General features: G+C 33.6%; 10 protein-coding genes. 4 read left to right on the forward strand and 6 right to left on the reverse strand.

Annotation, left to right across the window (positions count from 1 at the left end):
* Positions 1-17: 17 nt before the first annotated feature.
* From P2W65_RS16100 to P2W65_RS16125, 6 genes are all read right to left on the reverse strand, one after another.
* Positions 18-1,994 carry a redoxin domain-containing protein gene (locus P2W65_RS16100; protein WP_289659048.1) on the reverse strand — a complete coding sequence of 659 codons (1,977 nt, stop codon included), beginning with the start codon at positions 1,992-1,994 and terminating at the stop codon, positions 18-20.
* 11 nt (positions 1,995-2,005) lie between these two features.
* Positions 2,006-3,361, reverse strand: a complete 1,356-nt coding sequence (locus P2W65_RS16105; RefSeq protein WP_289659050.1) for a RagB/SusD family nutrient uptake outer membrane protein — start codon at positions 3,359-3,361, stop codon at positions 2,006-2,008.
* Positions 3,362-3,378: 17 nt separating this feature from the next.
* A complete protein-coding gene (locus P2W65_RS16110; protein WP_289659052.1) occupies positions 3,379-6,939 on the reverse strand; it encodes a SusC/RagA family TonB-linked outer membrane protein in 3,561 nt (1,186 codons plus the stop codon).
* Between the two features lie 176 nt (positions 6,940-7,115).
* A complete protein-coding gene (locus tag P2W65_RS16115) occupies positions 7,116-8,168 on the reverse strand; it encodes a FecR family protein (RefSeq protein WP_289659054.1) in 1,053 nt (350 codons plus the stop codon).
* Between the two features lie 75 nt (positions 8,169-8,243).
* Positions 8,244-8,789: an RNA polymerase sigma factor gene (locus P2W65_RS16120; protein WP_289659056.1), complete on the reverse strand. Its 546-nt coding sequence runs from the start codon at positions 8,787-8,789 to the stop codon at positions 8,244-8,246.
* 294 nt (positions 8,790-9,083) lie between these two features.
* A complete protein-coding gene (locus tag P2W65_RS16125) occupies positions 9,084-10,622 on the reverse strand; it encodes a tetratricopeptide repeat protein (RefSeq protein ID WP_289659058.1) in 1,539 nt (512 codons plus the stop codon).
* Between the two features lie 607 nt (positions 10,623-11,229).
* On the opposite strand from P2W65_RS16125, the gene P2W65_RS16130 reads away from it, so the two are divergent.
* From P2W65_RS16130 to P2W65_RS16145, 4 genes are all read left to right on the forward strand, one after another.
* Positions 11,230-11,691 (forward strand): isochorismatase family protein, encoded by a 462-nt coding sequence (locus P2W65_RS16130; protein WP_289659060.1) that lies wholly within the window; start codon positions 11,230-11,232, stop codon positions 11,689-11,691.
* Between the two features lie 100 nt (positions 11,692-11,791).
* Complete coding sequence (locus P2W65_RS16135) at positions 11,792-12,163, forward strand: hypothetical protein (RefSeq protein ID WP_289659062.1); 372 nt, start codon at positions 11,792-11,794, stop codon at positions 12,161-12,163.
* Positions 12,164-12,454: 291 nt separating this feature from the next.
* On the forward strand, positions 12,455-13,366 hold the full coding sequence (locus P2W65_RS16140) for a hypothetical protein (RefSeq protein ID WP_289659064.1): 912 nt from the start codon (positions 12,455-12,457) through the stop codon (positions 13,364-13,366).
* Positions 13,367-13,370: 4 nt separating this feature from the next.
* On the forward strand, positions 13,371-15,350 hold the full coding sequence (locus P2W65_RS16145; protein WP_289659066.1) for a TonB-dependent receptor plug domain-containing protein: 1,980 nt from the start codon (positions 13,371-13,373) through the stop codon (positions 15,348-15,350).
* Position 15,351: the final 1 nt, after the last annotated feature.

The raw sequence follows: 15,351 nt of genomic DNA on the forward strand, positions 1-15,351 counted from the left end.
TGATTTTCAAGAAGCAATTATTCGTTCTTTAAAGCGTTGATAACATCTGTGAGTTCATCTACTAATTGTCCTGGATTTCCAGAATATCCTTCAGATGTAAAACGGATTTTTCCGTCTTTAATCACTACTTTTCTTGGAATACCACTTGATTTAAAGATCTGAGCATAGTTGGTAAAAGAAGCGTTGTTTGTACCGCCACCTTTTTTAACCAAATCAAAATAGGTATTGATTTTTAAACCTTTTTCTTTTAGATAAGCCAAAGCTTCTTTTTTGTAGCCTTCTTTAGTCTCCTGAGTGCTGATAAAATATACTTCAACTTGTTTGTCATCTTTAAAGTTGTTTACCAATTGCTGCATTGCTGGGAAAGCTTTTTTACAAGGTCCGCACCAAGTTGCCCAAAAATCAATTACGATAATTTTACCGCTGTTTAAAGCCAAATCTTTAGTTTTTCCGTCAGCTGATTGTACTTTAATTGCAGGAGCTGCGATATCAATCAGGGCGATTCTTTCTTCCGCTTTGTTTTCTTTTTTCAATTGCTCTAAATAAGCAGGGAAATCAGCTTCTTTTTTCCCTTCTTTTAAATACAATTCTTTCAGTTTTGCAGTAGCTCCTTCAGATAAAGTATTGGCTCTTGCCGCATTTTTCAAAACCTCTAAAATTGGTTTGTTGAATGCTTCTAAAGCTTTGATGTGAATATCGTTAATACTTGCTTTTTCGTAGCGTTTTTCGAAAGGAAGTAAAGCAAAAGTTTCTAAAACTTCGTTGTACTTTTTCAAAATATCGTACATACGAATCTGAATCACCAATTCGTTATTAAGCTGCGTTTTTGCATTTTCTGTTGCCTGATTTGGCGACCAGTAAAGTCCTGACATATAAGACATGTCATTTACTTTTTGCTGCATCTGCTGTATCATTGGCACCGCCATAGTTTCGATTACAGCTGGATCAACTACTTTTAAGTATAATGCTTTCGAAATATTCTGGTGGTAAGCATCGTTTAAATTAGCAAAATTCATTGTTGGAATCATTGCCAAAATAGTTTTGTAGTCTTTCGTTTCAAAATAGTATCCAAACTGCATTTTTACGATATTGTCATAAAAATATTTTTGATGTGGCGGTACTTCTGAATTGTTTGGGAAATCAGCTAAAAACTGGTTGATTACCTTGTTTCTTTCTGCCGCATCCTGAATTGGCATAATTTTTTGGTATGCTTTGAATCTTACGTGGCTTCCTTTTGGAAATTGTTTTTCGATTACCGCTTCAAGAGAATCTGCCTTTGTTTTATTTTTCAAATCAAACAAATAAATGTGATGTACTTTTGTGTATACTTCTTCAGGTAGTCCTTTCATATTCTTTGTAAAGTCAGCTAAAAACTTGCTTCCCAATTCCTGAAACTTTTCAGGTTTTTGTTTTTTCAATACATCGAAGTACGTGTCAAAAAACTCTGGAAATCGGTCTCCATGATCTTTTACTTCTTTTTTAAGCCAATATTCTGTAGCATCTCCATCAATAGAAAAATCTTTGAAGTAACCGCCAAACTGACCGTTAAAGTCTTTGTTTCTAAAAGTTGCCCAAGCTAAATCTGCGCCCGGCATTTTTACTTTTGGTTCTTTAAAAGCCACCAGCATATATCCTGTATCCTGATTAGTGTCGGTAACTAATCCATTTTCGGTGTTGCCGTAGAATTTGAAAGCCATAAAAGCACAGTTTTTTGGAACTGTAAAATCGGCACTGTAAACAGCGCCATTTTTTTTCATTTTCAGGTCTTCGATTTCCCATCTGTAATCATTGAAAACATAAGCATAACCGCTGATATCTTTAACGTTTTCTAATGGCCCGCCTTTTGGATCATAAGTCATGCTGAAAGATGCTCCCGGAATCGGAATGTCTACCATTCCTTGTAATCTCGATTTAACTTCTTGACTGGTAACTTGTAAGGTAAAGGCGCAGAACGCCAATACCAATAATTTGATATTTTTAATTTTTGTAAACATTGTACGTTTTTTTATTTCCCTAATTCAGGGTTTAGATCGATATAATTTTGGTGGATTGGGAATACATATCCAGCGCTATTAGGAGCTAGAGTAAAGGTTTCGTTTTTGAAAACCCTTGTATAGGTTTTCTGGAAATTTGGATCTAAGTTTAAACGACGCTGATCGAACCAACGGAATCCTCTTCCAATGAATTCTTTTTGTCTTTCTGTCAAAACTAGATTTAAAGCTTCCGTATTGGTAGTTGCACTTACTTGATACGCAGAACCTGTTTTGTATCTTTTGGCTCTTAAAATGTTTAGGTAATCGACCGCTTTTTGAGGTTGTCCTAATCTGGCATAACACTCAGCGGCAGTTAAGTACATTTCAGGAACAGAAACTCCAATGTTGATTCCATTAGTAAAGCTGTACGTGGCAATTCCAAAACCTCTTCCAGTATGCGAAGGAAAGAAGTTACTTCCTGCAATGGTGTAATAGTTGTAACGTAAATCGTTACTGCTGAAACTATTCAATAAATCTTGAGCTAATGGTGCTCCGTTGTAAGTCGTCAGTAAGGTTTTAGAAAAAATCACTTCTGGATTGCTTAATAAAACCGGGTAGCTGTAAGCCGTAGCAAAAGAGTTTAAATCGATTAATCCGTTTTGCATGTTTAAGGCTTTTTCGGCATTATCCAAACTCAATTGGTATTGTCCCATGTACAAATACGTACGGGCTAAAATTCCATAAACAGCTTTCTTTGAAGGTAGTACGTTGAAATCTGGAGTATCTACAAGATCGTTTGCTAAAGCACCTTGTAAATCAGAAAGGATTTGTTTGTAAACGACATCAACAGAACTTCTTTCTAATGACGAAAACAATTCTGGCGTCACTAAAAGCGGTACAGCTTTTTCAGAGTTTGCAGTAGCTGGGTCAAATTGAGGGCCGTAGATATTTACAAGCTGTAAATAAGCAAATGCTCTGTGTACCAAGGCTTCTGCATAGATTTGTTTTTTCTCTGCTTCAGTTCCTTTTTCGCTTGTCATTACACCTTTAATGATCGCATTATTGTAATAAATAGTTCGGTATAAATTGATCCAGTCAGAGTCTCCCTGAGATTCATCAAAAATTCTAGATTTCCAGGTATAACTGTTTGCCCAGATTGTAGATACCTGATTTTGGTAAGCTGTAGGAAAGTCTACATCGGCGTTAGAAAGAAGATACATTCCTCCAGAACCACTGTAAGTGCTGTAGCCATTTACTAATGCTCGGTAATCTGATGTGTATTTTAAAACTCTATTGTTTCCAACAGGTTCAACTTCAACATAATCCCTGCAGGAGTTTAGCAGCAATAATGGTAAAATGATATATAATGTGATTTTCAAAAATTTCATAATAAGTTCTTTTTTAATTAAAAGCTGCAATTAAATTGTAACGTATACGTACGCTGTGGAGCAAGAGTGTTATAATTGTTTGAAGAAAGATATTGCGGGTCAATTCCCTCGTCATTTCTTACCCATAACAATCCTAGGTTTCTTGCTGCAAAATTGAAACTCAACGATTTGAAAAATGTTTTTTCCAACCACTCATTTGGTACTGTATAACCCAATGAAATTTGTTGCAAACGAATATTATCAGCAGATAAAACATTAATATCTGAATTTTGAAAACGATTCAAACTATTATAGTTAATGTTTGTCAATCCAGGGACATTTGTTGTCGCTTCATCGCCAGGCTGTCTCCAACGATCTGCAATAATTTCATCTTTAGCAACTGCACCATATTGAACACCGCTGTAAGATGGATAGTTCTGCATTAGTTGATTTCTAAATACAGCTCCCATAAAATACGTAACCTGAACTCCTAAATTGAAATTTTTGAATGAGAAGTCGTTCATGAATCCTCCAAAGTAAGGTGCAACTGTAGTTCCCATATATTTTAGGTCATCTTTGCTTACAGCATTAATTCCTTGAGAAGAATTTATAATACTACCGTCTTTAGCATAAATCTGAGATTGTCCATTACTGTCTAATCCTGCCCATCTGTATGCATATAAATAACTCACATTTAGTCCTGTAATAGGGGAGCCTCCAAAATACTGATTGGCAGCTGTTGCATTAAATCTAGAATCGGTAACTTCATTGTTAGTGTAGGCAAAATTAAATGAACTGTTCCATTTAAATTTTCCATTGAAAATTGTTCCGCTTAATCCTAAGTCAACACCATTCCCATCTAGAGTTCCTGCATTATATCTTAAAAAAGCCCATCCGTAAGTAGGGTTAAAAGGAAGATTTGTAATGATGTCGTTTGTCTTTTTGTAATAAACATCAACATTACCGCGAAGTCTGTTGTTAAAAACACCGTAATCTAAACCAACGTTAAAAGTAGCGGTAGTTTCCCATTTGATGTATGGATTTTCTGGTAATGATATTGTTCCTGTTGGCAATTGCGTATAAAAATCAATACCTCCTAAACCAATAATAGCATTATTGCTTCCATATCCTCCCGCAGGAGCGCTTCCAGCTTTACCATAAGTGACACGAGTAGAAAGAGTGCTTAACCAGCTGACATCTTTTAAGAAACTTTCTTTGTTAACATCCCATTTTGCCCCAACAGACCATAATGGCAAAGCTCTATTTCTTCTAGAAGCACCAAGTAAATTGTAATCGTCAAAACGAACACTTCCAGAAAGGTGGTATCTGTTTTTAAAATCATAAGATCCAAGAGCGTAGTAAGACAAATAGCGGTCTCTGTATTTACTAATACTAGTGTCAAAGTTTCCTATATAAGTTGACCAGCCGTAAACGGTATTGTAATATTGTGTTGGGTTTACTGCTGTGTTCGAATTAGTATCGGTATTATAACCATAACGTGTTTGTGTAGAACCTTCTCTGCGTTCTTCTCTAGTTTCGGCGCCAGCCAAAAAGTTTAAAGAATTATTTTCATTGAATGATTTATTAATGTTCATTTGAAAACGTAAACTCTGCGATTCATTCTTTTGATTGGTATCTCCTAAAGTAGCACCAAGAGGAACTCCATAAACTAATTTTCCATTTGCTATAGAAGTAGCTTCGTTAATCATGTTTCTGGTATAGTAACTTTCTAATTCGTTCAGTGTTCTGGTTTTACTGAAGATAGAAGTATACATACCTGAAGTTTCTACATTTAACCAAGAGGTAATAGTTGCCACTAATCTTGCATTCAGTCTGATATTTTCGCCATTTGTATTAACATTAGAAAAACCAAGCTGATCGATATAATTATACGTCCAAGGAAGATATCCTTTTGAATCAAAATCCTGAATTACTTCTGGTCTAAATTTGATATAATAATCTAAACTGTTTCCATTTTCGTCCACCAACATATCATAAGGTCTCAATGCAGAAGTAGAAACATTTGATAAAGCTTCATTTGCAGTAATGTTTGTCTGGTATTTTGATGAAAGGTAATTAACACCCGTTTCTAATCTTAAGAAACTCTTTAATTTGAATGTGTTGTTTAAGGTAACGTTATACGATTTAGAGTTGTTGGCCTTCATTGCGGCATCGTCTTCATTATAACCTAAACCTAAGTAATACGTGCTTTTATCAGTTCCTCCAGAAACAGAGAAATCGTATTGCTTTGTGATCGAATTTTGAAGCAGATATTTGTTAATCTGACCTAAATTATCTCTTTGAGAAAGCGATGACAGCATTTGGTCTCTTTGTGCTGTGGTAATTTCGCCTCTTTTTTCTCTAAACATAATTTCCTGTGCAGCACTTGGGTTGGCCGCCTGCCAGTTCGAGATATTATCAGCAACAAATCCTCCGTTTACAAGGTCTTTTTCATAATCGACATATTGAGCGGTATTCATGACTCTCAATTTAGAAAGATCCATTTTTTCGCCAAAAGTTGTGGTTGTACTGAAGCTTACAACGGGTTCTTCAGATTTTCTTCCTTTTTTAGTAGTTACCACAATAACTCCGTTAGCGGCTCTCGAACCCCAGATAGAAGCTGCCGCAGCGTCTTTCAGAACAGTAATGTTTTCAATGTCATCAGGATTTAAGAAACTCAAAATTGAAGATCCAGAAACACCTCTTCTGCTAAAAGCAAAATCATTCATGGACTGCGGAAAACCATCAATAACAACTAGCGGTTGTGAAGTGCCACTGTAACTAGTTGTACCTCTAACGCTTATGTTTCCAGTTCTTGGATCAACCATAACACCAGCGATTTTTCCTTCTAATCTTGCATTAATATCTACAGTAGGAACTTTAGCAATATCTTTGGCGCCTATTACTTCTATAGCACCAGTAGCTCTTTCTTTTGGAATTTCAGTATAACCGTTAGAAGCAGGAATTTCAACAGAATGAAGTTCCATAACATCTGGTACCAGTGTTGCGTCGATCACTCTTTTATTGTTAACGGCAACCGTTATAGTCTTATATCCTAAAGAACTGAAAATAATCGTATCATAAGGAGAAACCATCATTCGGTATTCACCTTCTTTTCTTGTAATATCCCAGCTTTGTTTTCCTTTTAAAATTACGTTTACACCAACAAGCGGTGCACCCTTTTTATCGGTTACTTTCCCGGTTAATTCATATTCCAGTTGTTCTGCTTTCTTTTTATTTTTTTTGACAACAACTTGTTTATCAATAATATCAAAAGTAAGATTGTTGCTTCTTAAAGCATTATTTAAAATTTCTTCTAAAGTCGCATCTTTGTCCAATGTAATCGTATTGGCAGATTTAAGCACGTCATCATTATAAAAGAAGACATAATTAGTCTGTTTTTCTAGAGTAGAAAAAACTTCAGTTAGTGGCGTGTTCTTGAAACGAACATGTATTTTATTTTGTCCTAAAGAAGGGTTCGCATATAAACTACACATACTTATCCAGATAAATGCAGTAACAGATCTCATAAGCAGCAGATATAGGTAATAGTGGTATCGTCCAGAAAAATACTTTTCTGAATTATGTTTTTTATTCATAATTTTGTTTTGAATTTAAGAGATAGTCAATTAGCGTTGACTACAGTTCTACAATGCCAAAAGATGGTTCCAACATCTTTTGGTTTTTTTTTGGTTAGTTTTTACAAATAAGGTTGATATGTTTATTTCTGGTCTTATATCATAGGCTTTGGTGGTTTTAGAATTGACTTTTTTATTTATTTAATTGTAATAGTTCTTTGGTTTGCGTTAACAGTACAGTTGCTGTTGGTAATACTCGCTAAAGTACTAGCCAGTGAATTAAGGTTTTCATTTAAAGCAAATGAGCCGGAGTAATTGGCGTCAAGATTTAAATTTTCTCCTTTTATAAATTCAATTTTATAATATTTTGAAAGTTTCCCTAAAATGGTATTCAAAGACTGGCTTTTGAAAGAAAAATAACCTTCTCTCCAAGACAATATCGAAGCCACATCTTTTCGCTCAACTTTAAGCTGTTTTTGATCTTTATTGATTGTGGCAATCATTCCAGGCGTTAAATCTTCCTGAATTTCTTTATTGTTTAACAGTCCTTTTTTGTTGTAGGTAATTCGGACTTTTCCTTGTAATAAAGCGGTTTGAATCGTTTCGTCTTCAGGATAAGAACTCACATTGAAAACTGTTCCCAGTACGCGCACATTGCATTCTTTTGTTTTTACAAAAAAAGGTTTGGCTTTATTATGTGCTACATCAAAAGCGGCTTCACCAGTTAAATACACTTCACGAATCGATCCGTCAAATTGAGTTGGGTAAATTAAAGAAGAACCTGAATTCAGCCAAACGGTTGTTCCGTCAGTTAAAACGATTTGAGTTCTTTTTCCGTAAGGCACTCTAACCGTATTAAAAGAAGAACTATTCGAGTTGGTATTGATAGCTTGTTCTCCAACCGTCACTTTTTTACCGTTTTTTTCATAGCTGATGATAGAACTGTCTTGTACAGCAATAGTTTTCTGATCTTGCAGTACAAGAGAGATATCTTCTAAGTCTGCATTAGATTCAGTTGTTGTTCCTTTTTCAGCAAAAAGCTCTAAATCGGTTTTAGGTTTGCTTTCTGGAGTTCTGTTTATGAATAATCCAGCTAGAAGCGCTACACTTGCAGCGGCAGAAAAGGCGATTAATCTTTTCTTTTTCCTGCGTCTGGTTTCTTTTTGTTCCAGCTCGATTAGTCCGTGACGAATTTGATTCTTTAAAGAATCTTTTTCATCGTTCGATATTTTATTAAAATTAATTTGCAAGGCGATGTTTTTATGGGGTATATAATACTAAGAGAACGACTCTTGTAAAACATAGACATAAAAAATAACCTTTTTTTAAAGTTTTTTTCTTAAATCTTTCAAACACCTGTATATCAGTGTTCTGCAAGACTCAATAGAAATGCCTAAAATAGAAGCAATTTCTTCATAAGGTTTGTCTTCGTTAAATCTGTAGAATAAAGCTTTACGTTGTTTATCGGTAAGTTCTTCCATCGCAAAGGCTAGTTTGGAGTTTAGCGCTTGATGGTTTTCTTCCTCAATTAAAGTGTCTTCAAAAGAGAGTTCTTTCAAGATAACCGAATCGTAATCAGAGCTTAAAGAGAATATTTTCTGAGAAGCTTTATGTTTTTTTAAAACATTTCGCTGTGTGATTTTAAACAAATACGATTTTACATTGACACTTTCGGCAAGACCGCTTCGGTATTTGTAAATATCTAAAAACACATCATGAATAGCATCTTTAGCAATCGAAGTTTCGTTAGTATATTGTAAAGCAAAAGTAAGTAAAACATCAGCATAGCTATCATACAGCTTCTCAAAGGCGGTAATGTCACCTTTTTTAATCTGCTGCCATAATAAAATATCTGATGTGGTATTCTCCATTTAAGGAATAAAATTGCTATTGTTTTTGGAGCAAATCTATAACTTTTATCAGTTGATTGGATAATATTTCGAATTTTTCGCATCATTTTGAAGAATATGGTCAAAATAATGGCGATAATTTTGTTAAAATCAGTTTTAGCAAATTCTGTTGATATCTGTAATGAAAGAAAAAGATTTCGTAATTAGAAATGATCTTTTCTTAACACTATTTCCTTGCCTAAATACAATAATAAGCAATATAGAAAAACACTCTAAATTCTTTATAATGAATCATTCTCGGTAAATAGTACAATCTTATTCTTCGTCAGTATTATTTTGTAGATAAGTAATAAAAGCCAAAGGAGAAACCCCGGTAATTTTCTTGAAAGTAATAGTAAATCGGGTGTGCGAAGCAAAACCTGCCTGATCTGCCAGATAACTAATTTTATATTTTAAATAACTTGGATCACTTTTTAAACGATCAACAATATAATTGATTCGTAATTCATTGATATATCCAGCAAAATCTTTTGATTTATGTTTATTAACAACATAGGAAAGATAACGATGGTTAATATTCAATTCTGATGCAACCGAATTGAGAGACAGGGTTTTATTAAGGAACGAATAAGAGTTCTCAAAATCTTTTATGTTTTCTAAAATCGCATTTTCAGTAGCTTCAGACATGTATTCTTTTGAGGCATCTTTTTTCGTTTCTGTCACATTTTCAATGATAGATGAAGTATTGCTATTTTCAATAAAAGCTTTGATTTTTTTATGATCTTGTTTTCTCTTAAATATGTAGACCGTTATTGTCGCTAAAATAAAGAAAACACAAATTCCGATGACAATGAATTTATATTTTTGATATTGTGTTTTACTGTCTTGATGACTTTTTCGAATCGATTTAATCAAATCATCAGCAATAACTTTTTTATTATCATTATCGGCTTTGGTCAGTTTTAAGTTCTTTTCATTGTAAGTGATATATTTTTTAGAATCGGTCTTTTTGTAAAATTCCATCATCGAAGTGTAAACCTCTTGTTTTAATGCCGAATAATCTGATTTTTCAGCAATTTCTTCCGCTTTTTTATAATGAGTTAGTGCTTTTTTATAGTTTTTCATTTCAAGATATACATTCGCCATTCCATTATAAATGAATCCTTTTAAAGGATTGTCAAAAGATAAAGATTCTTTCAGCTCTTTATCAGCTTTTTCGTAATGATACAATGCAGAATCTGTTTTGTGCAGTTCGAGATAGTTTCGGGCAATAAGTTCGTCATTGATGGCTATTTGATAATTTTTGTCACTTACCTTTGCCGCTTTTTCAAACAATTGAATTCCTTTTTTGAGATGTAAAATGGCTTTCGAATAATTAGAATCAAGTAACTCATAACAGGCAAGTTCTTGAGATAAATTCCCCTGAAAACGATACATTTCACTTGGGGCTTTGATTTTTTTACTAGTAGCTACAGCTTTATTAAGATAAGTTTTTCCAGTATCATAAACTTCACTTTCACGATAAAGTGATGCCATGAAACCATATATTTTTGCTAGGAGGGCAAAATCTTTACCCCTTAATGCCAAACTATCTGCTTGCTTTAGAGCATTAATAGCTTCATTATTAATTCCGTACTGATACAAAATATGCGCTTTCAGCATACGAGTTTTTATTTTGTCTGAATTATTTTTTGCGATATTGTATAAATAATCCGTATTGTTCAAAGCCTTTTTAGGATTTGAACTCAATAAAACCTGATAAGTTTCGGTATAAATATTTTCAAACGAATCTTGGGAATAACCCATATAAAAAGAAAAGAAAAAGGCAAAGAGGAGCGTATTTTTGAATTGCATGTGGTATTTAGTTATAATTTAGAACGAACAGTTTTATATTAAAAATATATATTCTGTTTTGTCAATATAATTTTAGTATAGTAAAAAGGGAAATGTAGGTATAATTTTTCAAAATACAGTATGGTATTTGTTTTCTTAACAACATTAAATTTTTATGTGTTATTAGTTTTATTGATTTGCATCAAATAGAAGAACTTTGACCTGTAATAGGCATTTTAGACCCCAAAAAGGTGATTGGTTTTTAAAAGGTTTTAATTCAGTTGTTTACGATTTTTCTGCCAGAGAAATATTTTACTTATTACGTAATTGGTAAAGAAACACTCGATTTTTACCTCTTTCAAATGACTAGTTTCGCGTCTAAGTTTTTGAATAGAAAGGATTAGTTTTTGTTTTAAAGCTTTTTTTGTTGGGCTGCTGGTTTCGTCAAAAGCTGCACAATTTCTCCCAATTTTTTATTTCCTTAAATACATTAAACCAATCCTGTTCATGGCAGGCTCTAGAGGGGTCCGGAGTATATTTGCTTTTTAATGTATGTAATAGATTTGGATGGAAGTTAGCATCTGGAACCAGCAGTATTTTTTTAGATTTTAAAAAGTAATATACTGTAATGAAAAGAAAATATACCAAATCGGCATTATTGCTATTGGACATCCAAAATGATTATTTCTATAAAGGTAAAATGGAGTTTCAAGGAAGTTATGAAGCAGCTTCTGAAGCAAAAAAGGTTCTGGACATATTTAGAAAGAAACGAAGAACCATTATTCATATCCAGTATATTGCAGTTCATAAAAATGCATCTTATTTTGTTTCGGGTACTTACGGAGCCGAAATATATGAAGAGGTTAGACCTTTAGAAGGAGAAACAGTAATCGTTAAAAATAATCCCAATAGTTTTATAGAAACCAGTTTATACGACTTCTTAAAGAATAACCAGATTGAAAATCTAACCATTATGGGCATGATGAACAATATGGCCAACGATCCAACTGTTCGAACCGCTAAAGACTTGGGCTTTAATGTGCAGCTGGTAGAAAGTAAAGCCGCTGAAATTGTACTAGATAGCTTATAGAACAACTTTTTGACTGAAGTTAAATCCAATAAAAAAACAGTTTTAGTTAAAACAAATATAAAAATGATGTATTTTTGCGCTCAAAACAAGTAACAAGCAGTTGAAAAGGTTAATTATCATAGCACTTTCTATATTAATTTTATCTCCTTCCTTTGGAAGCTTGTTTGTATATGCTTCTTTCAAAATCAACCAGGAAGAAATTGCAAAAACGATTTGTGTACAGCGCAAACAGGTTTTTAACAATTGTAACGGTCGATGTGAACTTCAAAAAAGCATCAAAAAATATTCTGATAACGAAAAGAAAATGCAGGACAGCCTAAAAGAAAAATTAGAGCTTGTTTATGTTCAAAACACGGCTGAAGTTGTGATCAACACAGTTCCTGTTATCGAATCAAAAGAAAATACTTCTATTTTGTTCGAAAAGAAACCTATCAAGGCTTCTAATCTTACTTTTCATCCTCCGCTCGTTTAATTCGAGATCATTTTCTATTTTTAAATCCTAATGGCATTGTTTTTTTTTGGAACGATGTAAAAAGAGGCAATATTTTGTATTTCTTACTATATTTTAAATATTGTAGAAATTCAGTTTAATACTTGAATCTGCGTTGGTTTTTCATACAAAAATTGATCTTATCCCTTCAATTGAAAATGCTTTAAATCCATTTTCAATTCAAAACACCATTAAAATTTCACGGCATTTGGACTTTCCTAATTGGATGGTTTTATGCTGCATTTTAAAACGTTTTTCAAACATTCATTACCAATGAAATTTTTTAAAATTTTAGTGATTGCACTATCGGGCGCGATTACTTCCTGTACAATCGACAAAACAGATTATGAAGCTGAAATCGGTTCACAAGTTCCAGAATATTATGAGTTTAAAGAAGCTGTTTCGTTAACCAGCGGGAATTATAAAATTAGCATTGAAGCTTTAAACGGAACCTTTTATAAAGGTTATAACGAACTTCATCTAAAAGTTAGCAATACACAAAACAATCAAAGTGTAAGTGCATCTGAAGTTACTTTTTTACCAATACTAAATACTTCGAGTTCTTGTCCGCACAAATACAATGTATCGTATGATGCGACAAACAAATATTTTGCCGGATATGCTGTTTTTACGAGTGAAAGCGCTTCTTTAAATAGTTGGAAATTATATATAAGTTTTAAAGCTGACAATCAGAAATATGAAATAAATAAAGATATTTCGGTTGAAAAACAGAGCAATAAAAACTTGAATATGACCACTTTTACAGGAAAAGATAACGAACAATATGTAATTGCGTTAATTTCTCCGCAGAAACCAAAAGTGGCCGAAAATCCATTGATTGCAGGTATTTATAAGTATAATAAACCGACAAGTCCAGCTGGAACTTTTCCAGATCCAACACAATTTTCGTATTCAGAAGTGAGTGGTTATACTTTGAAATTAGATCCAAGAATGCCGGAACCTTCAATGGGAAATCATTCTTCGCCAAACAATCAGGATTTAACACAGCAGAATGATGGTTTGTATCATGGTGTTGTCAATTATACCATGACAGGGAATTGGACTTTGAATTTAATCCTAATGAACCAAAACGGATTGATTTTGAAAGGAACTGTAGTTCCAACCGATTTCACGCCGGGAGTAGAAGGCGTGAAGAGCGAACTATATATTGATACTTTATTCTAAAAACATGAAATATATAATAATGTTACTTTTTTTGGGAATGTCAGTAAAAGCTCAAAATTCTCATGCACATCACGACAGTATCAAAAACTTAGAAGAAGTAAAAGTAAAAAGTGCGGCCAAAAAGAAAATTGAAACCGAAATGAAAATGGCGGTTTCTGTAGATGAGTATTTGTCTTCGGCAGATAATATCAGTTTTATCAAACGTGGTGCTTATGCGTGGGAACCATTGTTGAACAATATGAGCACAGAACGTTCTACAGTAACCATTGACGGAATGCATATTTTTGGAGCTTGTACTGATAAAATGGATCCCATTACGTCTTATGTAGAAAGCAATAATCTTTCGGCAATTGATATCAAATCAGGACAGGAAGGAAGTTTACACGGTTCTACTATTGCTGGAAGCATCGATTTAAAAAGAAAAAGCACAACTTTTGGTCTTGCTAAAAAATGGAACGGAGCTTACCAAAGCGGTTTCGAATTTAATAACAAACAATTTTTCAATCTTGGAAATGTAGCTTATTCAGGTGAAAAATTTGTTGCTGAGGGAAGTATTTCGTATCGAAAAGCAGCTGATTATTATGACGGAAATGATGATGAAGTAAAACATTCGCAATATAAAAAGTTCAATACATCATTAGGTTTTGCTTATAAAACAAGTGATTTATCGGCAGTTAGATTAGATGCTATTTTTGATATGGCAAAAGATGTGGGATATCCAGCACTTCCAATGGATTTATCGCTTTCTCGTGCCTTAATTACATCTGCTTCATACAAACAATTATTTGAAGATGGTTTGGTAAAAGTGATTGATTCCAAAATTTATTTCAACGCGATCGAACATTATATGGATGATACAACACGTCCAGAAAATCTAGTTCACATGGATATGCCGGGCTGGAGTACGACTTATGGTTTGGTTTCGAAAGCCAATTTGAAAAAGAATAGTTATTCGTCTGAAATACAATTGAACGCCTACGATAATCTTTCGATTGCAGAAATGAGAATGTATCCGCAGGATAGAAGCAAAAGAACGATGTTTGCTTACAGTTGGCCTTGGGTTACCACTCGTTATGCAGGACTTTCGATGAATAACTCTTGGGAACTTTCGGAAAAAAGTCAGGTAAATTTAGGTGGTTCTTTGGGTGTGAATTACAATTACTCTAAATATGTCGAATTCAACTGGATTTTCCATCCGGGAGCACCTCAGGAAAAAACAAGATTTTTACCGAGTCTGCATGCTGGCTACAATTTGAATATTGATCAATTTAATTTTTCAGTCGGAACGGGTTACGGACATAGAGCGCCGTCTGTTTCTGAAGGCTATGGCTACTATATTTACAATAGTTTTGATCGCTACGATTATATCGGAAATCCTGATTTGAAAAATGAAATTTCGTATGAAGGAAATGCATCGGCAGGTTTCAAAAACGAAAGATTAAGCATTCAAGGAAAACTGAATTATTTCTACATAGAAAACTATATTATTGGTAGAATACTTAGTATGGGAAGTCCGATGAATTATCAATCGGTTGGAGTAAAAGGATATACTTCATTAGATTATGCCAAGCTTTTGAATATGTCGATTAATGCCAGTTATGATATTTTAGAACATTTACATTGGAACGGAACTTTGACTTATGCTCGTGGCATGGATAATAACGGCGGGAATCTGCCTTTTATTCGTCCGTTGAGTTATTTGACTTCACTTCATTTTATGCATAAAAATTTCGGAATCCAGACTTCTGTAAATGGCGATTTTGAACAGATCAATTATAGTCCAGAATATGGAGAGGATTTGACAGGAGCTTATGTAATCTGGAATCTTTCTGCGAATTATTCATTCAAAATAAATCAAATGAAGACCGTAGTTCAGGTCGGAGCAGAAAATTTATTAAATGAATACTACAGCACTTACGCCGACTGGGGAAATATTCCGAGAATGGGGCGTAATATTTTCACTTCTTTAAAATTCAATTTCTAAT

Source organism: Flavobacterium panacagri, assembly GCF_030378165.1.
In the GTDB taxonomy this organism is placed as follows: domain Bacteria; phylum Bacteroidota; class Bacteroidia; order Flavobacteriales; family Flavobacteriaceae; genus Flavobacterium; species Flavobacterium panacagri.